Annotated in this window: 27 protein-coding genes and 3 pseudogenes; 13 read left to right on the top strand and 17 right to left on the bottom strand. The window is 68.9% G+C overall.

Annotated elements, in window-relative coordinates:
- The first annotated feature begins 41 nt into the window (after positions 1–41).
- Entirely contained in the window at positions 42–731 is a 690-nt protein-coding gene (locus AB5J49_RS43890) for a GAF and ANTAR domain-containing protein (RefSeq protein WP_369174458.1), read from the top strand.
- 144 nt (positions 732–875) lie between these two features.
- Here the strand turns inward: AB5J49_RS43890 and AB5J49_RS43885 are convergent, their stop codons facing one another.
- The 7 genes from AB5J49_RS43885 to AB5J49_RS43855 form a co-directional block, all read right to left on the bottom strand.
- Complete coding sequence (locus AB5J49_RS43885; RefSeq protein ID WP_369174457.1) at positions 876–1,109, bottom strand: hypothetical protein; 234 nt, start codon at positions 1,107–1,109, stop codon at positions 876–878.
- A gap of 104 nt (positions 1,110–1,213) precedes the next feature.
- On the bottom strand, positions 1,214–1,384 hold the full coding sequence (locus AB5J49_RS43880) for a hypothetical protein (RefSeq protein ID WP_369174456.1): 171 nt from the start codon (positions 1,382–1,384) through the stop codon (positions 1,214–1,216).
- A 281-nt stretch (positions 1,385–1,665) separates the two neighbouring features.
- Positions 1,666–2,259, bottom strand: a complete 594-nt coding sequence (amaP, locus tag AB5J49_RS43875) for an alkaline shock response membrane anchor protein AmaP (RefSeq protein WP_369175449.1) — start codon at positions 2,257–2,259, stop codon at positions 1,666–1,668.
- A 10-nt stretch (positions 2,260–2,269) separates the two neighbouring features.
- Positions 2,270–2,959: a DUF6286 domain-containing protein gene (locus tag AB5J49_RS43870; protein ID WP_369170043.1), complete on the bottom strand. Its 690-nt coding sequence runs from the start codon at positions 2,957–2,959 to the stop codon at positions 2,270–2,272.
- The gene (locus AB5J49_RS43865) at positions 2,956–3,402 is read right to left on the bottom strand and encodes an Asp23/Gls24 family envelope stress response protein (protein WP_369170044.1); all 447 of its coding nucleotides are present in this window, start codon (positions 3,400–3,402) and stop codon (positions 2,956–2,958) included. Before AB5J49_RS43865 ends, AB5J49_RS43870 begins: the two co-directional genes overlap by 4 nt.
- Entirely contained in the window at positions 3,399–3,626 is a 228-nt protein-coding gene (locus AB5J49_RS43860; protein WP_369170045.1) for a hypothetical protein, read from the bottom strand. Before AB5J49_RS43860 ends, AB5J49_RS43865 begins: the two co-directional genes overlap by 4 nt.
- A gap of 38 nt (positions 3,627–3,664) precedes the next feature.
- Positions 3,665–4,099, bottom strand: a complete 435-nt coding sequence (locus tag AB5J49_RS43855) for an Asp23/Gls24 family envelope stress response protein (RefSeq protein ID WP_369170046.1) — start codon at positions 4,097–4,099, stop codon at positions 3,665–3,667.
- 202 nt (positions 4,100–4,301) lie between these two features.
- On the opposite strand from AB5J49_RS43855, the gene AB5J49_RS43850 reads away from it, so the two are divergent.
- The 3 genes from AB5J49_RS43850 to AB5J49_RS43840 all read left to right on the top strand — a co-directional run bounded on the left by AB5J49_RS43850 (position 4,302) and on the right by AB5J49_RS43840 (position 7,310).
- The gene (locus AB5J49_RS43850; RefSeq protein ID WP_369170047.1) at positions 4,302–5,108 is read left to right on the top strand and encodes a hypothetical protein; all 807 of its coding nucleotides are present in this window, start codon (positions 4,302–4,304) and stop codon (positions 5,106–5,108) included.
- Positions 5,109–5,490: 382 nt separating this feature from the next.
- Positions 5,491–6,534 carry a fatty acid desaturase gene (locus tag AB5J49_RS43845; RefSeq protein ID WP_369174455.1) on the top strand — a complete coding sequence of 348 codons (1,044 nt, stop codon included), beginning with the start codon at positions 5,491–5,493 and terminating at the stop codon, positions 6,532–6,534.
- Between the two features lie 251 nt (positions 6,535–6,785).
- Entirely contained in the window at positions 6,786–7,310 is a 525-nt protein-coding gene (locus tag AB5J49_RS43840) for a DUF6328 family protein (RefSeq protein WP_369174454.1), read from the top strand.
- Positions 7,311–7,402: 92 nt separating this feature from the next.
- Here AB5J49_RS43840 and AB5J49_RS43835 read toward each other — a convergent pair whose 3' ends face one another.
- From AB5J49_RS43835 to AB5J49_RS43825, 3 genes are all read right to left on the bottom strand, one after another.
- Positions 7,403–7,882, bottom strand: a complete 480-nt coding sequence (locus AB5J49_RS43835; RefSeq protein WP_369174453.1) for a hypothetical protein — start codon at positions 7,880–7,882, stop codon at positions 7,403–7,405.
- Positions 7,882–8,514, bottom strand: a complete 633-nt coding sequence (locus AB5J49_RS43830; RefSeq protein WP_369174452.1) for a hypothetical protein — start codon at positions 8,512–8,514, stop codon at positions 7,882–7,884. The genes AB5J49_RS43835 and AB5J49_RS43830 overlap by 1 nt, the downstream gene beginning before the upstream one ends.
- A gap of 401 nt (positions 8,515–8,915) precedes the next feature.
- Entirely contained in the window at positions 8,916–9,125 is a 210-nt protein-coding gene (locus tag AB5J49_RS43825) for a hydrophobic protein (RefSeq protein ID WP_369174451.1), read from the bottom strand.
- A gap of 703 nt (positions 9,126–9,828) precedes the next feature.
- Here AB5J49_RS43825 and AB5J49_RS43820 point away from each other — a divergent pair.
- The 6 genes and pseudogenes from AB5J49_RS43820 (at position 9,829) to AB5J49_RS43795 (ending at position 13,111) form a co-directional block, all read left to right on the top strand.
- Positions 9,829–10,113, top strand: a complete 285-nt coding sequence (locus AB5J49_RS43820) for a hypothetical protein (RefSeq protein WP_369174450.1) — start codon at positions 9,829–9,831, stop codon at positions 10,111–10,113.
- 80 nt (positions 10,114–10,193) lie between these two features.
- Positions 10,194–10,595 carry an ANTAR domain-containing protein gene (locus AB5J49_RS43815; protein WP_369174449.1) on the top strand — a complete coding sequence of 134 codons (402 nt, stop codon included), beginning with the start codon at positions 10,194–10,196 and terminating at the stop codon, positions 10,593–10,595.
- Positions 10,592–10,693: pseudogene (locus AB5J49_RS43810) on the top strand (PRC-barrel domain containing protein); the annotation flags it as partial. The gene AB5J49_RS43815 and the pseudogene AB5J49_RS43810, both read left to right, overlap by 4 nt.
- A gap of 49 nt (positions 10,694–10,742) precedes the next feature.
- Entirely contained in the window at positions 10,743–11,102 is a 360-nt protein-coding gene (locus AB5J49_RS43805) for an ANTAR domain-containing protein (protein ID WP_369174448.1), read from the top strand.
- A 116-nt stretch (positions 11,103–11,218) separates the two neighbouring features.
- Complete coding sequence (locus AB5J49_RS43800; protein ID WP_369174447.1) at positions 11,219–12,007, top strand: ribonuclease BN; 789 nt, start codon at positions 11,219–11,221, stop codon at positions 12,005–12,007.
- Positions 12,008–12,274: 267 nt separating this feature from the next.
- Positions 12,275–13,111 (top strand): DUF1206 domain-containing protein, encoded by an 837-nt coding sequence (locus AB5J49_RS43795; RefSeq protein ID WP_369174446.1) that lies wholly within the window; start codon positions 12,275–12,277, stop codon positions 13,109–13,111.
- 83 nt (positions 13,112–13,194) lie between these two features.
- On the opposite strand, the gene AB5J49_RS43790 is transcribed toward AB5J49_RS43795, so the two are convergent.
- The 6 genes and pseudogenes from AB5J49_RS43790 to AB5J49_RS43765 all read right to left on the bottom strand — a co-directional run bounded on the left by AB5J49_RS43790 (position 13,195) and on the right by AB5J49_RS43765 (position 18,119).
- Complete coding sequence (locus tag AB5J49_RS43790; RefSeq protein ID WP_369174445.1) at positions 13,195–13,365, bottom strand: hypothetical protein; 171 nt, start codon at positions 13,363–13,365, stop codon at positions 13,195–13,197.
- 146 nt (positions 13,366–13,511) lie between these two features.
- Positions 13,512–13,838: pseudogene (locus tag AB5J49_RS43785) on the bottom strand (transposase family protein); the annotation flags it as partial.
- Positions 13,784–14,194 (bottom strand): glutaminyl-peptide cyclotransferase, encoded by a 411-nt coding sequence (locus AB5J49_RS43780; RefSeq protein WP_369174444.1) that lies wholly within the window; start codon positions 14,192–14,194, stop codon positions 13,784–13,786. The gene AB5J49_RS43780 and the pseudogene AB5J49_RS43785, both read right to left, overlap by 55 nt.
- Positions 14,195–14,228: 34 nt before the next feature.
- A pseudogene (locus tag AB5J49_RS43775) lies at positions 14,229–15,472 on the bottom strand (IS3 family transposase).
- Positions 15,473–15,484: 12 nt separating this feature from the next.
- On the bottom strand, positions 15,485–15,964 hold the full coding sequence (locus AB5J49_RS43770) for a hypothetical protein (protein WP_369174443.1): 480 nt from the start codon (positions 15,962–15,964) through the stop codon (positions 15,485–15,487).
- 1,189 nt (positions 15,965–17,153) lie between these two features.
- A complete protein-coding gene (locus AB5J49_RS43765; RefSeq protein ID WP_369174442.1) occupies positions 17,154–18,119 on the bottom strand; it encodes a pirin family protein in 966 nt (321 codons plus the stop codon).
- Between the two features lie 124 nt (positions 18,120–18,243).
- Here AB5J49_RS43765 and AB5J49_RS43760 point away from each other — a divergent pair, with 124 nt between their 5' ends.
- The 3 genes from AB5J49_RS43760 (at position 18,244) to AB5J49_RS43750 (ending at position 19,608) form a co-directional block, all read left to right on the top strand.
- Positions 18,244–18,735, top strand: coding sequence for a MarR family winged helix-turn-helix transcriptional regulator (locus AB5J49_RS43760; protein ID WP_369174441.1), 492 nt, complete (start codon positions 18,244–18,246; stop codon positions 18,733–18,735).
- A complete protein-coding gene (locus AB5J49_RS43755) occupies positions 18,732–19,196 on the top strand; it encodes a MarR family transcriptional regulator (protein ID WP_369174440.1) in 465 nt (154 codons plus the stop codon). The genes AB5J49_RS43760 and AB5J49_RS43755 overlap by 4 nt, the downstream gene beginning before the upstream one ends.
- 64 nt (positions 19,197–19,260) lie before the next feature.
- Positions 19,261–19,608, top strand: coding sequence for a tetratricopeptide repeat protein (locus AB5J49_RS43750; protein ID WP_369174439.1), 348 nt, complete (start codon positions 19,261–19,263; stop codon positions 19,606–19,608).
- A gap of 100 nt (positions 19,609–19,708) precedes the next feature.
- Here the strand turns inward: AB5J49_RS43750 and AB5J49_RS43745 are convergent, their stop codons facing one another.
- Positions 19,709–21,112 carry a PepSY-associated TM helix domain-containing protein gene (locus AB5J49_RS43745; RefSeq protein WP_369174438.1) on the bottom strand — a complete coding sequence of 468 codons (1,404 nt, stop codon included), beginning with the start codon at positions 21,110–21,112 and terminating at the stop codon, positions 19,709–19,711.
- Positions 21,113–21,127: the final 15 nt, after the last annotated feature.

Raw genomic sequence — 21,127 nt, 5'->3', positions numbered from 1 at the left:
GCAGAATGCTTGTCCAGGAGAGACGAGCAGCGGAGGACGCCATGGACTGGAGTCGGTTCGCGCAGCAGATGGCGTCGATGGCGCGGGATCTGCTGGCGCAGGAATCGGTGAACGCCACGCTCGCGCGGATCACCGCGTCGGCCACCGAGCTGGTCGACGGCTGCGACGCGGCCGGCATCCTCGTCCTGCATGACACGAAGGTGGAGACCCTCGCTCCCACTCACCGGCTGGTCACCGACAGCGACCTGCTGCAACAGCAGCTGGGGGAAGGGCCGTGTTTCGACACCGCTCACCGTTCGCAGGGCGAGCGGATCTTCCGCATCGCCGACCTCACCGGCGAGCACCAGCGCTGGCCCGCCTTCGCCCCGCAGGCCCACGCCCTCGGGGTGGGCAGCATGATGGGCTTCCTGCTGTTCACCGACGACGAAGAATTCGGCGCGCTGAACCTCTACTCCCGCAAGCCCGGCGCGTTCACCGAGGCCAGCGAGCTGGCCGGCTGGATGCTGGCCTCGCACGCGGCGGTCGCCTTCTCCAGTGCCCGCACCCACGCCCAGATGGAACATGCCGTCGCCACCCGCCACGTGATCGGTGAGGCCATGGGCATCCTCATGGGCAGCCGCCCCCTCACCGAAGACGAGGCGTTCAACGTGCTGCGCCGCTATTCCCAGGAGAGCAACATCAAGCTCCGCGAGGTCGCCTGCCTCGTCTGTGAACAGGGCAGCCTGTACTGACCTCCATCCGGCGGTTCCCCCGGTTCCGTTCTGAACCGCGGGAGCCTGAGCCGTGCCGGCCCTCAAGGGGAAACGTCGCTGAACCCAGCCTGCGCAGCAAATCCTGGGACATCAATTCTCGGAGAGTGACACAGCCATCCCCGTTCAGGCGAGGCCGCAGCCTGGAAACCGTACGGCAGCCGCGAACGCGGAGCAGCCATGACGTGGCGCTCGAAGCCGCAGCCCTGTGTCCATGCGGTACAGCGCGAAGTTCTCTCCGATTCCCTGCCCCGCGACACCACTCACACCTTGCCGCACGAGCCGGAAGTATTCCTCCCACTCACGGGTCAGCTTCCTGCGGCCCTGCGCCACGGTCCGGGGCTTGCGGATCTCGAACATCGCACCCCTTGAACTGGGGTGTTGCGACAGCTCCTAGAACCCAAGGTCCCTCCGGGGGCTTTGTGCTGTCAGGCCCGGACTGGTCCTGGGCATTCGGGAGCCGGTCAGCGGGCCGGGCGCCGGGTGGAGCGCCAGATGGAGCGGGTCGCCAGGTAGAGCAGATCGACGATCAGAAGCAGTACGCCGATGGAGATCAGGTAGAGGATGCCGTCGACGGCCGCGCCGATGGCGACCAGAGCGATTCCGGCGATGAGCAGGATCAGGAAGAGGACCATGACGGGATGCCTCCTGAAGGAACCGTGCGAGATCTGCGTGTTCTCTCGGTACGGCACGGCACGCTGTGCCTGTGCTCGATGTCGCGTCGGCCGAGAAGTGGTACGTGAGGCCCCGGCGCACAAGGCCGTCAAGGGCCGGTGTCTTCGCGCACGCCGTCAGCGAAGCGAGTGCGCCAGGCAGCGTGCTGTCGGTTTGATCCTCCGTGTGCCAGAGCGCTCGGGTTCCAGGAATCCGGGGCGCCTCGCGGCCGGTACCCCCATGAGGCTTGGCCCAGGGGGTCCTAGGTGGCGCGTTGGGCGCGGTGGCGGGCTTCCCGGAGTCGGACCTTCGAGGGGAGGCGGTCCAGGCCGGCCGAGTCTCGTGCGTGTGCGAGTGTTTCGCGGCTCAGTTGCCCCAGAGTCCGCTTTGGATCGGCGTGAGGCTCCAACAGCAGCCGCACACGTGCGGTGGGAGCGGTACGTCGGCCGGTCAGCCGGACGTGAGCGCGTGAGACCCCGTGGAGGGCTTGTGCCTCTTCCTCGATGACCCTCTCCAGTGTGCGGCCGTTGAGCCGGGCCGGCGCGCTGTCTTCGCTGTCGATGAGGACCCGGTCCAGGCGGTGTCTGCGTTGCGCGAGGAGCCACCACAGCAGCAGGGCCAGCAGCACGGCGAGCACCGCGATCACGGTCGGCCACCACCAGCCTTCGTCCCGCCACCGGGTGCGTCCCCAGGCGCCCAGCACCACATCGTCCGGCCCGCGGAAGGGCCACCAGCCCGGCACGTCGAAATCCCAGTGGCGCTGCAGGTCCAGTGCGCCCAGCAGCACGCCGCCGCCCAGGGCGAACAGTCCGAGGCCGACAAGCCCGAGCAGCACCCGGTTCACCGTCTTGAGCATCAGGGTCACCTCAGCCCTTCTTGGGGCGCCGGACGCGCACGGCCAGTGTGGGTTGCCGGGCCAGGCCCAAGGACGTCACGGCTTCGCCCAGTTCGGCGTCCAGGTCGGAGCGGACCTCCTCAAGATCGCGGAAGTGTGCCCGTGCCCGGGCTTTGACCTTCCGGCGGCCGACAGCGACCTGTGCCGACTGGACACCGGGCACCTGCATGGCCCGGTCGCGCAGAACCAGGGCGGCCGCGCGGCGGTCGAGCCCGGCGCGGACGTCCTCTGTCCCGGGGATACCGGTGGGCTCCCGCATGGGCAGCAGCCGGCGCAGTCCCGGCGTCACCGCCAGCAGGAAAAGCCACAGGCCGAGGGCCATCGCGACCGCGGCCCCGACGATCATCCAGACGTCGTCCAGGGGCCGTGTGGCCAGTTCCTCGGCGAGCCGCCGCCGCCAGCGCATCGCATTCCGGCCTGCCCGCACCGCGACCACGTCGTACAGGAGAAATCCGACGGCCGCGGCGGACAGCAGGGCTGCCAAGGCCGCGGGAATCCGCCGCGCCGACCAGAAACGGTGCGCCGACCGGCCTGATCCGTCGGTCACCTTCGTGGCGCCCCCGGCCGTCCCAGGGGTGCCGTCGGCGGACGGAGCCGCCTGTCCCGGACCGGAGGAGAGGTCACTGTCACCGGTCGGCTGCCGCGAGGTGTTCGCGCTCATCGCACCCTCTCCCGGTCCGTGTGCCGCGTATGCGCCGAGTGCAGTTGCTCGACCGAGACCACGAGGTCGGACACCTCCATGCCGGCCCATGCCCTGATCCGCTCGGTGACCTCCCGGCGCACCGCGGCGCACTGCGCCCCGATGTCGGACGGATAGCCGAGCTCGACGGTGATGTGCAGCCGTGCCTCGCCGAGCACCGCCTGCCGTCCGGCGGCGGACTCGGCGTCCCGTCCTGCGCCGGTCCGTTCCGGCGCCCGCCGTACGGATGTGCTCACGTGTGGCGTCCGGTGGCCGGGTGGTACGTGGCCGGCCGACTCGGCGAACCGGCTCAGCGCCTCGCGCGCCACCCGGGCCGTGATCTTCGCGACGACCCGGTCGGTGACGGCGGTCGCCCCGCGCTCCCCGCGGGGGACGCCCGGACGCTCATCGGCTTCCCCGCTCACCGCCGCCAGTCTCCCCGAGCCTGTCGCCGGTCGTCGCGGATCCGATCCTGCCGGTCCCGGCGGCGGACGAAGTCGCCCGGTTCGAGATCACCCTCCATGAACCGCCCGATGACGAGACCGACGACGCCCAGCCCCAGCACCAGCAGGAAAGCCCAGAAGTCACCGAAATACGCGGCGAAACCCAGCGCCATTCCGGCCATCAAGCCCACCACGCCCCTGCTCATTTCGCGCTCCTTCACTCAAGCGGGCTGCTCCGCTCCGGCTACTGGATCCGCTGCCGCTCCTCCCCTTCGTCCTCCTCGTCGTCCGGCAGTTTCACGTCGCTGACCATGATGTTGACTTCCACGACTTCCCGGCCCGCCATCCGCTCCACCGCGGCGATCACGTTCTCCCGCACCTCACCGGCCACGTCCGTGATCGAGACGCCGTAGTCGACGACGAGCTCCAGATCGATGGCCGCCTGCAGCTCCCCGACCTCGACACTGACCCCGCGCGTGGCGGATTTGCCGCTGCCGGCGCCGGGCATCCGCTCCCGCATGGATCCCATCGAGCGGGCGAATCCGCTGCCCAGGGCATAGACGCCGCGTACGTCCCGTGCCGCCATTCCGGCGATCTTCTCCACCACCACATCGGCGACGGTCGTCCGGCCTCGGGAACCGGGCGCAGCGCCGAGCCTGACGCCGGTGTTCTCAGTCATCGGGATATTCCTCCCTCGCGAGGCCACAGATAACCCATTACTCGGATTATATTCTTTTTAGTACCTTTTGCCCGTCTGTAGAGCGTGAGACGGGGTGGTCCGACGAGTGGCCCGAGGCCCGGCCCCGAGCTCTCAAGGACACTCCGGGCAAAACGCCGCGGGAAGAGAACCGCCGGCCGTGGAGAAGGAGGGTGAGAGGCCAGTGACCGAGGCGTGGACGCAGGCAGTACGAAGCCGGCTTGGCCTGGGCCGGCTGCTCCCGCTCGGCGGGCCCCACGACGGGACGTGGATCACCGAGCAAGCGGCCGTCCAGGCCCTCGGGCGCACCGCCGCCGAGGTCCCCGGTGTCCGACTGGAGTCCCTGCGCATCGGGTCGGCGCCGCTCCAACCCGTGTCCGAGCCGTCCGTCCGTCCGCCGGCCAGCGCGCTACCGCCTGGCCCGCTCACCATCGAGGCCGCCTTCACCGCATCCCTCGTGCGGCCGCTGCCGGAGACCGCCGACGAATTGAGGAGCACACTGCTGGGCGCGGCCACTGAACAGCTCGGGCTGGCCACGGTGACGGCTGACCTGCGCGTAACGGATCTCCGTGAGGTCCCGGAGGCAGGCATGACGTCCCGGACCGCGGCGACGGCCATGAGGCCCACGCCGGAAGCTGCGGCCGCGCGGAACTCGCCCCCGGTGACCGGAACAGGGTCCATGCGCGGACTCGCCAGGGAGCTGGCGGACGTCGCGACGGGTGTGCCGGGCGTAGCCCGCCTCACGGCCATGCTGGGCAGCCGCCCGGTCAGGGTGGAGGACCAAGATGATCCACCCGGCCGACACATCGAGGTTCACCTCGCGGTCGGCCCCGGACACCATCCACTGAAAGTCGCCCGCGCCGTCCGGGAGGCGGTAGCCGAGGCAGCCACCACTCACAGCCCGGGTCCGGCCACCGTCGCCGTCCTCATCACGGAAACCGCGCCCTGGCGACAGACCTCGCCGGTCACCGTGATGAGTGCCCCTCAGTGATCAGCCGACCCCCCTTCACCGGCCGTCCCCGGTTCTTCCCTGAAAGCGCGCGGCCGTCACTCCGCCAGCCCTGACCTGCCACGGTGTGAGACCTGCCTGACAGGGAACCCGCATGCGGAGAGCAACGTCGTCCCTGCTCCGCGGTCGCGCGATGTGCATCCGCAACGGCCAAAGCGCACCCCTGCCTGTGGCCCGGTCTCAGCAACTCCGAGGCGGCGCCTGACCATCCGCCCCCTTCGGAGAGAGCTTCCGAGGCGGCGCCTGACCATCTGCCCCCTTCGGAAAGAGTTTCCGAGGCGGCGCCTGACCATCTGCCCCCTTCGGAAAGAGTTTCCGAGGCGGCGCCTGACCATCTGCCCCCTTCGGAAAGAGTTACAGCGACATGACCACCAACACCACGGTCCGCCCCCCGCCCTCGGAGACGTCCGGCAGTGACTTCGCCCGATTGTCGAGAAGGATCGCTGATGCCGGCCTGCTGGGACGCCGTCCGGGCTATTACGCAGTGCGGATCACAGTGGTGGCCGCGCTCTACGTCAGTGGGTGGGCCGCCGTCGCGCTCGTCGGCGACAGTTGGTGGACACTGGCGGTCGCCGTCTTCCTGGCCGTCGTCTTCGGCCAGGTCGCCCTGCTCGCCCATGACGCAGCCCACCGCCAGGTGTTCCGCCGACGCCGGGCCAGCGAAGCATCCGGACGGATCGCCGGTGCCGGTATCGGGATGGGCTACGGGTGGTGGCAGGACAAGCACACCCGCCACCACGCCAACCCCAACCACGAGGAACTCGACCCCGACCTCGCCCCCGACCTGCTGGTCTGGTCCCAGGACCAGGCCCGGGCCGCCAAGGGGCTCCCCCGCCTCATCGGCCGCTGGCAAGCCTTCCTGTTCTTCCCGCTCCTCACCCTGGAGGGCTTCAACCTGCACGTGTCGAGCGTGAAGGCGCTGGCCAACCGCTCGCTCAAGCACCGAACGCTCGACGGCACCCTGCTGTTCGCCCACTTCGCGGTCTACCTGACCGTCCTGCTCTGGCTGCTGCCGCCCGGCATGGCGATCGCCTTCATCGCCGTCCACCAGGGCCTGTTCGGCGTCTACCTCGGCTCCCTCTTCGCTCCGAACCACAAGGGCATGCCGATCCTGACGGGCGATGACCGCCCGGACTTCCTCCGCCGCCAGGTGCTCACCTCACGCAACGTGCGCGGCGGCCGGTTCACCGACATCGCACTGGGCGGGCTGAACCACCAGATCGAGCACCACCTGTTCCCCAGCATGCCCAGCCCCAACCTGCGCAAGGCCCGAACCATCGTCCGCCACTACTGCGAGGACCTGGGCGTGGACTACGTCGAGACCGGGCTGATCACCTCCTACCGGCAGGCCCTCACCAGCCTCCATCAGGCCGGAGCACCGCTCAGGCACCCCCACGTCCCCGCCTAGAGGGTGCTGCCGCATGCCATCCCTGCCCGTGATGCGGTGACTGACACGGCACACATCGAGACTCAGCCCTGGACCTGCCCGTGTCCCACCGAGGCGACGGGCGGCCGTGCTGTCCGCGCTCAGCAACCAGCCCCGCGAAGCCAACGGCGCGGCCGACTGCATCCGCTGATACAGGACGTCCGCGACCGTCGTACGCAATGCTCTGTCCGGCCGGGGGACCGTTGCGCGGCCTTCGAGTAGGTTGCCAGGACATGGCTGAGGAGAATTCCCGTACGCCGCGCGAGGAGACGACGCTGGAGCGGGCCGACCGCAACTACGGTGAGCTGCTCCAGGAGTTGAGGATCATCCAGACCGGGGTCCAGATCCTTTTCGCGTTCCTGCTGACGCTGGCCTTCACCGCCCGCTTCTCCGCGCTCGACACGGCGCAGCGCACCGTGTACGTCACGACGCTGCTGCTCGCGGTGCTCGCAGCGGCCCTGTTCACCACTCCGGCCGCGCTGCACCGCACGCTGTTCCAGCGCGGGGCCAAGCCTGAGATCGTCATGATCTCCTCACGGCTGGCGGGGGCGGGTATGAGCGTCCTGATGCTGACGCTCACCGGTTCCGTGCTGCTCGTCGTCGACGTGGTGTTCGGCCGGGTCGAGGGTGTGATCGCGGGGAGTGCGACGCTGCTGGTGTGCGGCGGTCTGTGGGTGGTGTTGCCGCAGTTCGTCAGGCGGCACGCCGCACGGTTGGAGGCCCGGGCCGTCTCGGAGCCGCCGGATGGATCGGGCTGAGTGCTTCAGCAGCACACAGCCGCCGCGGTTGGCCGGTGTGGTTCACCTACCGGTTTCCTGCGGCGGCTGTACTTCCTGCGGGGAGGACGGTGTCACCGGCCGGCGGGCGCCGCCATGTGCAGCAGCCGTTCGGTGATCTCCCGGTACTGCCGCAGCGCGACCCGTAGTTCCTCGGTCTGCGCTTCGGTGTCCTGGCCCTGCCAGCCCGATCGCAGGACGCGCCGCTGCTCTGTGAGGGTGTTCGTGAAGTGTGTGGTGACTTCGTCGAAGACGCTGTCGGCTTCCTCCACGGCCTGGCGTGGGCTGTCGACGAAGGTGTTGAGGGCCTGTTGGAGGCGCAGGGTGAGCTTGTCCCGTTCGCCCTGCGGGAGCATCTCCGGCGTCGGCTTGCGATCGGGGCTGGGGCGGCCGGCGTTGGCGGCGTTGGTGGCGGGTTCACGCGGTTCGTGAGCAGGTTTGGTGACAGGTGCCTGCGGGGCCCGCTGGCTCTGCGGCGCCTGCGGGTTGCGCGGCGCCGAGGGATCCGGGCTTCCGGGCTGGGGTTGCCGTGCGTGTTCGGCGTTCTGCGACATCAGGTGTTGTTTCCCTTCGCGTGGGGTCGGTTCAGTGCCCATGGCGCGTGGCCGTTGCCGTCGCGGGACTGAGGAGTCTGCGAGCTGCCCTGGTCCGGGTCGGCCGGTTGTTCGGCGACCAGTGCCTCGAAGAGGCTTCGGGCTTCGACCATGGCCTCCCGCATTTCCTCGGTGCCGCTCTGTCCGCGGGCGGCCGTGTGCATGCTGCGGTAGCCGTGGACATGGGCGGGGTGGTGGACGGAGAGGGCGGCGAACTGCTCCTCGAACTGCTCGCCGTCGGGGAAGCCGCGGTCCCTCGCCAGGCCGGCAAGGAGTGCGTCCGCCTCGGTGACGGCCTTCTGCGGTGATTCGACGAACTGCTCCTGGACGTCGGCCCACTGAGCCCTGTACTGCGCGCGGGCCTCGGGCGACAGCGGCTGCTCATCGAGGGAGCCGTGCTGCTTGACGCGCTCGCCGAGTTCCTGCTCGGCCGCCTTGGTGTCGCCGTCGTGGTCGGCGACGGCACGGTCGTACTCGGGTCCGAAGCGGTGTTTGAGCCCGCGTCCTCCGCCGGCCCGGATGCGTCCACGTCCGACGAGGAAGAGGACGACGGCCGCGATGACGATCACGGCGATGATCACGATGGTGAGCATGGCTGCCTTCTCTGGCTCTCGGCTCGCAGATTGTTTGGCTTCATTGCCGTTCCCGTCATTTCCTGTGGGCTGATTCCGCGTTGGCCTGCCGGGTGGCCCCCCACGCGACGTGGGCACCACCCGGGGCGTTTGTGGTCAGTGCTTGAAGGCGTGCTTGGCCTTGTCGCCGGACTGCTTCAGGTTTCCGGAGATCCGGTCGGTCCTGCCTTCGCGCTGCATTCGCCTGTTGCGGGTGGTCCGGCCGACGCGTTCGGTGACCCGGCCCTTAATGCCTGGGTCTTGTGCCTGATCGTCTGTCCGAGGCTCATGGCTGTCCTCTGTTCGTTCGTTGGTTGGGTTCCCGCGCGTGATCGCCGTACAGGCCACCGTCCCGGAGGGCGGGAGAGCGCCTGGTGTGTGGGCTATCCGCGACTGCGGCTGTACCGGCGTCCGCCGCCACGGCGTCCGCCGCCACGGCGTCCACCGCCGCGTCCGCCACTGCCGCGCCCGCGCATGGCGAAGCCGACGATCCACACGACCAGGAGTACGGCGGCGACCCACCAGAGGGCCTGCATGGTGAAGCCGAACCCGAACACCACCAGGATCAGCAGAAGGAGAAGAATCCAAAGCATTGCCGGGCCTCCAGATCGCGGGAAGTTCCTGAGTTCCGCGGGGTCCGGGCGAAGCGGGAAGGTGGAATGCGCCGACCGAGTGATCCGGAGTGGCATAGCCCTACGCCGTGCTGTCAGTCAACGCCCGGCAACCTCCCTTGTCAACGCGGTGTCGACACGGGGGAGTTCTGCGAGGGGGCAAGGGCCGCTGGGACAAACGGGGCCTTTGCGGGAGGGTCGACCGGCTCGGCCGGCGCCGCCGGCAGGATGCGGTCTTCCCACCAGGACAGGCCCATGACGGTGGCGAGCAGGACGAAGGGGACAGAAGCCGGAACGATCAGTACGTACATGCGTACCGCCTGCGGTGGCTGCGTGCGACGCGGCGGGCAGCGGAGAGGGATGCCCGCATGGGGCGCATCGGTGCGGCGCCGGGATCGAGTGGCGACGGCGGGGGCGGCCCGTTGGGGAGCGGGGCGGTTCCGGCACTGATGCGCGAGGTGCGCCCTCGAAGGAGCGCGAGAGGTGTTCGACGCTGCCGGGGGCTCGGGCCGTACCGCACACGCTAGCCCTGACCGCACTCCCCGGACAGACGGCAAGTGGCCATCTGTCCAAGGCGGAAGACCGTTACAAGGGACGCTATCCGCAGTCGCTGGGCAGAGCTACGCTGTTCGAACAGGCCCCAGCCCCCGGCAGTGACGCTTTGTTCCGTTCCGGGAGGCCCGCCGTGTTCGTTCTGCTTCTCATCCTGATCTTGATTCTGTTCGGCAGCGGCTTCCTCAATCCCCTCTGGTGGTGGGTCGCGGCGGTGCTGGTCTTCGGTGCCCCGCGGCACGGCCGGGACCGTGGTGGAGGCTGGATCCGTGGTGACGGTTCCGATGTCGGGCCGTACCGGGACTACGAGCACCGCCGGGACCGTAAAGAGCGCTGGGACCGTCGCTACAGCCGTCGGCACCGGGCGCGCTGGAGGCGCGAGGACCGCCGGGACTACGAACGCGCGGGTGACCGATGAAGTTGCACCCGAACATCCAGGGGTTCCGGGACGGCTTCCGCCCCAGCCGGACGCGCCGAAATCGTCGAGAGGTACGTGCCATGCAGCGCACAACCATGCTTCCGGAGAACTGGTGGGATCTGAGGGCCGAGGCCGTGACGGGGAATGCGGCGGCTCAGGATGTCGTGGCGCTGCGCGCCGAGATCGAACAGCTGCAGCGGGCGCTGGCCGGCCGTATGGTCATCGATCAGGCCTGCGGCATGGTGATGGTCCTGGCCCCCTGCCGCCGCGGGGCGGCCAGGAACCTGCTGACGGACATGGCACGGCAGTGCAACACCAAGCTTCCGGACGTGGCTGCAGCCGTGGTCGCCGCCTGGGAGGGGGAGCCGCTCTCGCGGCTGATGCAGCGGGCACTGCGGCATGCACTGCGGCGGCTCTACGCAGAAGACCGGGGGTGCGACTCACGATCGGCAGATGAGCCGTCCGGAAGGGGAGGGCCGTGAGCCACGCAGCCGATGTCCGTGAGTGGCGCAACTACGACGTTGTCGACAGCGAAGGTCACAAGGTCGGTGTGCTCGAAGCAGTCCATGTCCTGACCGCTCATGGACACGATGACTGCCTTTTGAGGACTGCGTTGTGAGGTATGCGCCATGCACCAGCTGACCACACCCCGTGAAGGACAGGCCCTGTTGAAGGCCGTGGCTTCGGTGAGGGATGCGGCTTTGCTGGCCGAGGTCGTCGAGCTCCGCGCGAAGAACAAGCAGTTGGAGCAGGCGCTGGTGAGTCGTCCGGTGATCGACCAGGCCCGCGGCATGGTGATGGTCCTGGCGCCGTGTTCCAGTGAGCGAGCCTGGGACCTGCTCGTGGAGGTGTCGCAGCACTGCAACGTCAAGCTCCGCGACGTGGCTGCGGCCCTGGTCGCCACCACGAAGGGCCAGGAACTCCCCGAGGCGATACGGCGCGAGTGGCGTCGCGCGCTGCGGCGCCTTCACACGCTGGAGCGGCGGTGACCGGATCATGCGTTCACGGCTGTCGGTGATGGCGCCCCATGTGATGGGCGACCTGGATACCGAAGGAGTCTTCCGTTGGCGCGGACTACTCGTCCGTGTCGTTGAGGCTGTGCCGGGTGTTCCGTGATTCGCCGGCCGGGCGGGGATGGCGGCGGAGCCGAGAGATCGAACTGGGGCCGAGGTCGCTGGGTTTTGCGGCGCTCGGGTTCCTCACGCTGGTGCCCCTGCTGATCGTCGTCTCCGCAGCCGATCCGGAGCAAGGGCGGGGGTTCGCGCAGTGGCTGGGGGACGGGCTCGGCGTGTCGAGTGCCGCCAGGGAGGAGGTCGGGAAGTTGTTCGCGCGACCCGGCCAGGTGCTGCAGACCACGACTGCTTTCGGCCTTGCCGCTCTCGCTGTCTTCGGTCTGAGTTTCGGGGCGGCGGTGCAGACCGGCTACGAGAAGATCTGGGAGTTGCCTCCGGCCCGCTGGTACGCGAGATGGCGGCACGTGCTGTGGCTCGCCGTGCTCGTCGGGTCCCTCTACCTGACCGCCACCACCACCCTGTGGCGCCATTCACCGGCCGGCACACTGGCCGCGACACTGAGCGCCGTCCTGTTCTTCTGGTGGTCGCAGCAGATGCTGCTCGGCGGGCGGATCGCCTGGAGCGCCCTCGTTCCCGGCGCGGTGGTATCGGCGCTCGGGCTGCTCGGTCTTCGGGTCTTCTCCCGGCTCGTCTTCTCACCCCTGATCGCATCCAGTGCCGTCACCTACGGCCCCTTCGGAACCGTCCTGGTCGTCCAGTCCTGGCTGGTCGGTGTGGGTGTCGTCGTCTTCGGCGGTGCGCTGACGGGCCGCCTGCTGCACGAGGAACTCCCGCGCGTGGCACAGGCACTGAAACAGCGGGCTCGGCGGGAACGACCCTGAAGGCCAGGACAACTCCCCTTGCTTCTTCACGCTCGATATGTCGGGCGGTACGTCGCAGAGTCGGAGGCCGGTGCGGCACAGGACTCGGCCCTCCAGGCCCACGCCGGAAGTGACCCGTGCTACGCCGGTGACGTCCAGGACGATGACCGATGAATCATCTTGTCCCGTCCAGGCCGCGCTCGTCCGCTGCGCACATCAAATACCCGGCCCGGGGCACTTGGGGGGCAGTGGACGCGTATCGCGCGCCCGCACCATGGGGAGGACATCGTGACCTCGTCCAACACGCAAGGGCGCGGCCAAGCCGTGAAGTCCGCGGCCCGTACCACCCAGAACGAGACGCTGACCGCCGCGGGGCGAGCGGGCTTTGTCGCACGGGGTGTGGTGTACGTCCTGATCGGCGCCCTTGCCCTGCAGATCGCCCTCAGCAGCAGCGACGGCGAGTCGGCCGACCGGCAGGGCGCGCTGGCCCAGGTCGCGGAGCAGCCGTTCGGGAAGGTGATGCTGTGGGCGATGGTGGTCGGCTTCGCCTCCATGGCGCTGTGGCGGGGTACCCGCGCAGTCCTCACCAGGGGGCCTCAGCGGAAGGCGGGTTCGCGCGTGCTGGACGGCGGGCGGGCGGTCTTCTACGCCTTCGTCTGCTGGACCACGGCGGTGTATGCGGCCGGTGGCGGGCAGGGCTCCAGCGGCAACGCGCAGTCGCAGGACTGGACAGCTTCGGCGCTCAAACTGTCGTACGGGCAGGTGCTGGTGGGAGCCGGGGGCTGCCTCCTGATCGGCATCGGCGGGGTACTCGCCGTCCGGGCGGCCATGCGGAGCTTCCTGAAGCAGTTGGACACCGGCAGCATGAGCCACCGTACGAAGCAGGTCGTCACCGCTCTGGGCGTGGGTGGAGGCGTGGCACGGGGCGTGGTGTTCGCCGCGGCCGGGATCTTCATCCTGGTGGCAGCCGTCCGCTTCGATCCGGACGAGGCCAAGGGCGTGGACGCGACGCTCCGCAGTTTCACGCAGACCCCGGCGGGGCCATGGCTCCTGGTCTCGGTCGCGGTCGGGCTGATCCTCTTCGGCGTCTTCTCCTTCGCCTCCGCTCGGTGGCGCCGCCTGTAACGGTGATCCAAGCCTGATCTGCCGGCTCCTCGCCAGGCTCGCCTTTGGGCCGGGTCGTCGCCACACACTGGTCAACACAACAGTTAGTGGGCCGGGCGTCGGCGCATGCGCGATACCGAGCGCACGAGCAGGTACAGCACGGCGGCGATGAGGAGCAGCACGCCGGTGGAGAGCAGATACAGCATGCCGTCGACGACAGCGCCGATGACGATCAGCGTGATGGCGCAGATGAGCAGAACCAGGACGAAGACCATGGCGCTACGCCTCCTGGGGTGGTGGCCCTGCCTGGCAGAACGGTTCTACCGTGAGGAGAGGAAGCAGATCCCAGGAGCGCGCCATGATCATCCTCGGACTCGTCATGCTCGAACCGAATTACTGGGCGAAGGCAAGCGAACGGCCCGCCGACCCGGTCGCACTCGGCCAGGGTGCCGTCGAGCAGGACGTAGTCCGGGTCGGCCTGGCGCAGGGCACGCAGCAGGCCCGGTGCACGTTCGGCGAGCAGGCTGACGACTGCCGCGATGTAGGCGTGGGCAGTGCCGACGGAGATGCCGAAGCCGGCTGCGATCTGGGCGAGGGTGTCGTGCCGCCGCAGGTACACCAGGCCGACGAGGGCACGTTGGTGCGGCGGGAGCTTGCAGCGGCGGTCACCCTCGCGGGTGACGATGAGCATGGTTACCCACTCGACCAAGGCGTGAGGCAGGTCGAGTGCGGCAGGATAGGAAACCAACAAGGCTCCTGCGCCAGCGAGTTGAGACGTCGAAAACCTCCCTCAACGGCAGGGGAGCCTTGTCCGTTGTGGGCACCTACGTCGTCACCCGAACGGTGGCCACACTGAAAGAGCTCATTGGCCCACACGTCCGTGCCGGTGCACTCAAGCTCGTTCAGCCCGCTTACGGGCCCGTCACCGTCGCGGACCGTGATCCGGCCCAGCAGCTCAAAGGACTGCGGGTTGCGTAGCGACAGGGTTGCGCTGCCCTCACTCATCATGAGCCGGCCCCGTGCTCGATCGTGGCACAGGCCCCAGCCCTCACCGTCGTAAGTCACCCGGCGCAGCTCGGCCAGGGTCCGACCGTCCCGGAACACGGCCCTATGAAGCGCTCCGGGGTCGGTGGAGGCTCTATGCGTTGACTCCAGCCGCCGGTTGGGGCTGGTGTTGAGCGTAGTAGTTGGTTTCGTGCTCGTGAGGCGGGAAATCGCCAGTCGCTGTGTGGAGGCGTTGGCTGTTGAATCAGTTGACCCATTCCGCGGTGGCGAGTTCGAGGTCGGAGAGGCCGCGCCAGGGCCGACGGGGCTTGATCAACTCCGTTTTGTAGAGGCCGATCTGGGATTCCATGAGCGCGTTGTCCAGGGCGTCGCCGACGGTGCCGATCGAGGCGTCGATGCCGGCGTCGAGGAGGTGCGCGGTGAACGCGAACGATGTGTACTGACTGCCCGCATCCCAATGATGAACCAGCCCTGGTCCAGCGGGAGTTCCGGCACGGTCGCGGCGCCACAGGGCCATGTCGAGGGCGTCGAGGACGAGCTTGGCCCGCTTACTGGTGGCTGCGGACCAGCCCACGATCGCTCGGGAGAACACGTCCACGACGAACGCGACGTAGACGATCCCGGACCAGGTGGCGACATAGGTGAAGTCGGCCACCCACCGCTCGTTCGGACGTGCCGCGGTGAAGTCGCGCCGGAGCAGGTCACCAGCCCTGTCCTGGCCGTCGTCCCGGATGATGGTGCGGATCTTCTTCCCCCGTCGGGCACCCTCCAGGCCCAGGTCGCGCATCAGCCGGGCGACTGTGCAGCGGGCTGCTTCGATGCCCTCACGGTGCAGCTGCCGCCAGACTTTGCGGACCCCGTAGACGCCGTAGTTGTCGGCGTGGACGCGGCTGATCTGGGTTTTCAGCTCCGCGTCCCGGATCGCCCGGGCGCTGGGTGCACGGTTCCTGGCGGGGTAGTAGGTGCTGGTTGCGATCTTCAGTCCGTGGCCGGAGAGCACACGGCAGATCGGCTCGACGCCGAACACCTTCTTGAACTCGTCGATGAACGCTACGAGCGCTTCGACGGCCGGTCGAGCTCGGCCGCGAAGAAAGCCGACGCCGCCTTCAAGATCTCATTGGCCCGCCGCAGTTCGGCGTTCTCGGCCCGCAGCCGCTTGATCTCCGCGGCCTCCTCCGAGGAGGTGCCGGGCCGCTGGCCGGTGTCCACCTGCGCTTTGCGGACCCAGGTCCGCACCGTCTCCGCCGCTCCGATGCCCAGCTTCGCGGCCACCGCCTTCATCGCGGCCCACTCGGTCGGATAGTTGGGGCGGACCTCCGCGACCATGCGCACCGCACGCTCACGAAGCTCGGCAGGGTAGGGGGACGGACGTGCCATGACTCGATCCTCTCAGGGAATCGAGCCTCCATCAGACCCGGAGCGCTTCAGGCGTGAGAAGGCGGCTGGGTCTTCCAAATGAACGGCGCGAGCGGCCAGAGTGACATCGTCCCGCGAGAGCGGCGCTAGACCAACCATCGCCACCTGGTTCACGGCCCAAAGCCGGCACAGTTCTGTGTGCAGCCCGGACGGCCATCGAGCCGTGCGGCAACTGATACGCAGACGCAGCCCCCTCCGAGCCTCATCCTCCAGACCTTCCACCTGCTCAATGAGCAATTGGTCCAGTTCCAGCAGGTTGTCCAGCCCTTCGTCCAGGCCGTCCAGGAGCACGTGCCACTCAGTCGCGTCGGTCGGCGGCTGGAACACCGCGGCCAGCTTCGCCGCAGCGCGAGCCGGGTCTGTACCGCACCTACCGAGATCGAGCCGCTGCACAGGAAGACCCGCGGCCTCAAGGTCACGCTGTTCCTGCTCGAACGCGTACGACTTGCCCATGCCCCACTCACCCCGCAGGACGAGTACAGGTACCGCTCGCTCGTCAGCCAGCGGCCGCCCGGGAGCCGAGCCAGAAAACAACGACGCCTGCGGCCAGCCATAGCGATCCGACTCCAAAGGCTCCCCCAGCGGGAAAACCCGCCGCTTCCACGGCAGACACGGCCACTCCATGACGCGCCACTCCCCACCGGTTCCCAGCGATACGACACCGACCGACGCAGCACTCACACCCTAGGAGGCGCCGCTGACACCCTCGCTTCACCGAACGGCGCTCCACCGGCCAGCAGAGCACAACCCACTGCCGCACTTCCCGTCTACCTCGCTCCCTCACTCACCGTGACCGATGCTGTTGATCGGACGCCCTCCAACACTCCGCCGCATGTGCCTCCACCGCAGCTCCTCTGGGGAGAATCTGGGGAGTACGAGCGTGTCTGGGGAGCGCGTGGGGAGAGTCGACTGCCTAACGAGGCACGAAGCTGAAGGACCAGGAAAGAGAGATCCGTGCAGCTCAGAGACCTGATCGGTTGCATTGCCGCAGGTCAGGACCGCCTGGTAGACGACTTCAAGAAGGTCTCTTCCTCTCCGGATTCCCGAGTGATGGTCCGCCTGCCATACCCGCTGCCCTCTGCTGCCGCATCACCTCACGACCAAGATCCGGACCATACTCGGTCCAGAGTCGGCCCACGTCCGTTAGAACCGCTCATTCTCACTGGTCAGGGCGATGCGCGTGATGTACCACGAGCAGACGAAGAACCTGCTAGTCACTCTCCGGCACAGCACCTTCGGATCGGACGCAAGCGGCGCTGCCGAGGACAGCGGCGGCAACGGAATCTTGTGAGCCCTCAACAAGGCGGCAGTGTGAGCGACGCCGTCCCTCCGCAACGCCTGACTCGACCGCCAGCCAGGTCAGCATCGGTCCGGACACCACCGAACCTGCAAACGCCTCCGCAAGCCCCGGAGCTTGGAAAAGAGCCCCTCACCCGAGCCTGACGAGGCGTCAGCAAAGTCAGCATTAGGTCAGCAAGAGTCCTGCCACAGCCGCCCACAGACAGCCACACCGTGGAATCGCCAACCGTCCCGACCTGAGCCAGCCGGCTGTTTGCACGCCTTCCGGCAAGCAGGTGGAAGCAGTGAGAATTACCCGACCACCTTCCGCCCGCGGCCACCAACGCTGACACGTTCCCGCAGGTCAGCGCACTCTTCCTCGCGGCTTCAACGGCACCGGCGGCAGTTCCGGTGCCGGTAGTGGAGCCCCGTCGTACCCCTTCACCTCCCCGAACCGGGAGCCTTCCATCCAGTCCTGACGGGCCTGTACGATCTCTTCCTGAGATCGCCCGATCCAGTTCCAGAACATGATCAGTTCCTCCTCGAACGGCTCGCCGCCGAGGAGCATCAGGCCGGCGTCCGAGCCCGCGCGCAGCGGGAGTTCGGTGCGGCCGCAGCCGAGGTAGAGCATCGAGCCGGGCAGCACCGGCACGCCGTCCACGTGTGCCTCGCCGGACATGGACAGGACGGCGTACTCGAAGTCCGGCTCCAGCGGGAGGCGTAGGTCGGCGCCGCGCTCGAGGGTCAGGTCGGCGCCGACGATCGGGGTGTACGTCGTGCCGGGTGAGTTCGCGCCGTCGAGGCCGCCCAGGATCAGCGTGGCCCGCAGGCCCGGCGCCGTGACGACGGGCAGTTCGGCGTGGTGTTCGAAGCGCGGGTCGGTGTGGCGGTGGCTGTCCGGGAGGGCGACCCAGAGCTGGGCGCCGTGCAGGAAGCGGGCGTGGGACTTCGGGCTCTCCTCGGAGTGGCTGATCGCCCGGCCGGAGGTCATCAGGCCCAGTTCACGCGGGCGGATGGTCTGGAGGCTCCCGGTCGAGTCGCGGTGCAGGACCTCGCCCGCGTGCAGCCAGCTCGCCGTCTGCAGGCCCATGTGCGGGTGCGGCGGCACCTGCATGCCGGGCTCGTCGGCGATGTCGTCGGGGCCGTAGTGATCGATGAAGCACCAGGCGCCGACCATGCGCCGCCCCAGGTTGGGCAGTAGGCGACGGACTTCGGTGGACTCGCCGAGCTTGACGTGGCGAGGGCTGAGGAGTTCGCGTACGGGCTCCGCCACGACGAAACCGCGGCCGCCGCAGATGGCGGGCACCGCCTCGCGATCAAGATTGCTCATGTCGCCCAAACTAGCCCCGCCGGGGTCGCTTCGTCAGTCCGTCACCCGGGCCTGTCTCGATGCATTCCCGGTGCATTCCCGAAAATAGTAGCCATGTACATAGTAGCCATGTACTGTATTGACCATGAGCAAGGGTTCCGAGAACGCCTCGCCCGGTTTCCTGGTGTGGCGCCTGTCCACGAAGTGGCGGGTCGCGGTCGACCGGGCCGTGACCCCGCTGGGGCTCACCCATGCGCAGTACGCGCTGGTGGCCTCGCTGTACGGCATGCAGCGCCGCGGAGAGCGCCCCAGTCAGCGGCGCCTCGCCGACCACACCGGGCTAGAGCCCCTCTACGTCTCCAAGCTGGCACGCTCCCTGGAAACCGCCGGGCTCCTCGAACGCACCCGGGATCCCCGGGATCCGCGCGCGGTGCAGCTGGCGCTGACCGAGGAGGGTCGCGAGCGGACCCGGCAGGCCATCAGGGTGGTCCAAGGTCTCCTGCAGCAGCTGCTGGCGCCGCTCGGCGGCCTGGACAGTGCGCGCACCCGGGAGTTGACGCGCGACCTCGCGACCCTGCTCGACGCACCTCTTGACCCGCTTGCCCCAGACAGTGAATCCGACAAGGAGCAGCCATGAGCGCGACCACTCCCACGACCACCACCACTCCCCTGGTCGGCCCCCGAGTCATAGCCCTGGCCCACTACGCCGGCCGCGCGCTTCTCGAACAGGTACTGACCCGCCACGGCGCGACATTCCAGCAGTCCGTCACCCTCCGACTCGTCGCCGTCGCCGACGGGCCGGTGGAGCGGGACCGCGTCATCGATGGTGTCGTCGGCTCGCTGAAGATCGACGCCGCGCAGGCCCACTCCGTGGTCGACGAACTGATCGCCGCGGAGCTACTGGCCCCTCAGGGGCCGTCCCAGGTGCGGATCACGGACGCCGGACGGGAGCTGTACGACAGCACTTCCGCTGCGACCGCCCCCATCACCGCCCGGATCTACGCCGGCCTGCCGACGGAGGACCTGGCCGCCGCCGGACGAGTACTGACCCTCATCACCGAGCGGGCCAACGCCGAACTTGCTGCCATGGCCGGCTGAGACAGTAGTGGAATATTGAACGACCACCCTCCGTTGACGGCGTCGAAGTCGAGGGAGGTCACGAGTGGACACGACGTACTACGACCACGGAACACCGGCCGAGCGCTGGGAGCGCGCGCAGATGTTCTTCGACGCCAAGGACTACGCCGCCGCCGCGCGCGTCCTCGGCAAGCTGGTCGAGGAGGCGCCGCAGCAGACCGGAGTGCGGCTGTTGCTGGCGCGCGCCTACTACCACTCGGCCCAACTGCAGCGGGCGGAGGGCGAGTTGCGCGTCATCGTCGAGCACGACCCCGTCGAGCACTACGCCCGGCTGATGCTGGGCCGCACTCTGCAACGGCAGGGACGCGACGCGGAGGCCGAGCCGCACATGCGCCTCGCCTCGGCGCTGGCGGGTGACTTCGAGCGGCTCTGAGCAATCGAGCTAATCGAGCTAATCGAGCAGAGTAATGCTTGGGGCCCGGTTTCCCCCCGGAACCGGGCCCCAAGTCCTTCACCCCTCTAGTTCACTTCCGCTAGTTCACTTGCGCGGGCGTCCGCTTCCCCCGCCGTTGCGCCATCTCTCCGAGGACGACGTCCACGACGATGAACGCGGCCAGCGAGATGCCGAACAGCGGTACGAAGTAGCCGAGTACGGCGACGACCGCCACCAGCGGGACCAGGATCTGCGGGGGTACCTGCTGCCAGGCGCCACGCGGGACGGGGCGACCGAACGCCGACCCGCGCCCGCGCTGCCACCACATGCGGTAGCCCCACACGATCAGCAGGATCAGCGAGAGCGCGAGCAGCATCAGGGCGATCTGGTTGACCAGGCCGAAGAGGACGCCCGTGTGCAGGTCGATGCCCCAGCGAGTCAGCTTGGCGAGCACCGGGTGGTCGGCGAACCGCAGCACGTCGGTGACCTCGCCGGTGGACGGGTCGATCGCGGCCGCGTCCTGCTTCGTCGGCCAGCTGCGCTGCACCTGCTTCACCACGTACGCGGACGAGGCGTCGGCGGGCGGCACGATCTCCACGGGATCACCCAGGCCCTCGGCGCGCGCGGCCGCCAGCACCTTGTCGAGGCCGACGCCGTGCTCGCCGCTCCCGCCGGTACCCGCGGCGGCGCCGTGAGCCGCGTGGTCGCCGCCCGCCGTGGCCGAGACGGACGGGGTGGCCTGGCCGAGCGAGGTGCGCAGCTCGTCGATGTGGGCGCCGGCGTACGCCGACCAGGTCAGGCCGGTCGCCGAGAGGAAGAAGAACCCGGCCGCGGCCCAGACGCCGACCGTGCCGTGCAGCCCGAGCGTGCGGCGGCGCCCGCTGGTCCCGCGCACCTTGCGCAGGGCACGGCGGCGGGAGAACCACAGCACCAGGCCGCCGCCCGCGATCACCCACAGCCAGCTCGCGGCGAGCTCGCTGTAGAGGCGGCCGGTCTCACCGAGGTGCAGGTCGCGGTGGAGCTCGTCGATCCAGGTGCGCAGCGGCAGCGCGCCGGTCGAGCCGTACTGTTCGAGGGCGCCGCGCACCTTCGCGGTGTACGGGTCGACGAACACGGCGAGCGTGTGGTCGGCATCGACGCCCTTGACGCCGGACAGCAGGACCCTGGTGGAGGCGTCGTCCGCCGGGGAGGGCCGTATCGCCGAGACCGTGCCCTCGGGGTGGGCCTTGCGCGCGGCGGCGACCTGCTCGGATATCGGCAGTTTCTCGTCGCCGACCGGGACGGTCATCTCGTGGGCGTACACGATCTTCTCGGCCTGGAACGCACCGGCGTACAGGAAGCCGGTGGCCGCGGCGACGAGCAGGAACGGCGCGACGAGCACTCCGGCGTAGAAGTGCAGACGCAGGATCAGCGGACGCAGCGGTGCCCATCTGCGGGGCGCCGAGGCCGGGGCGTCGAGCTGCGTCGACTCCTCGGGTGGGGAGGTCGAGGGAGCGGTGGACATCGGCGGCATCTCCGG

Source organism: Streptomyces sp. R28, from assembly GCF_041052385.1.
Classification (GTDB): Bacteria; Actinomycetota; Actinomycetes; order Streptomycetales; family Streptomycetaceae; genus Streptomyces.
This window is presented reverse-complemented; position numbering and strand designations above follow the sequence as displayed.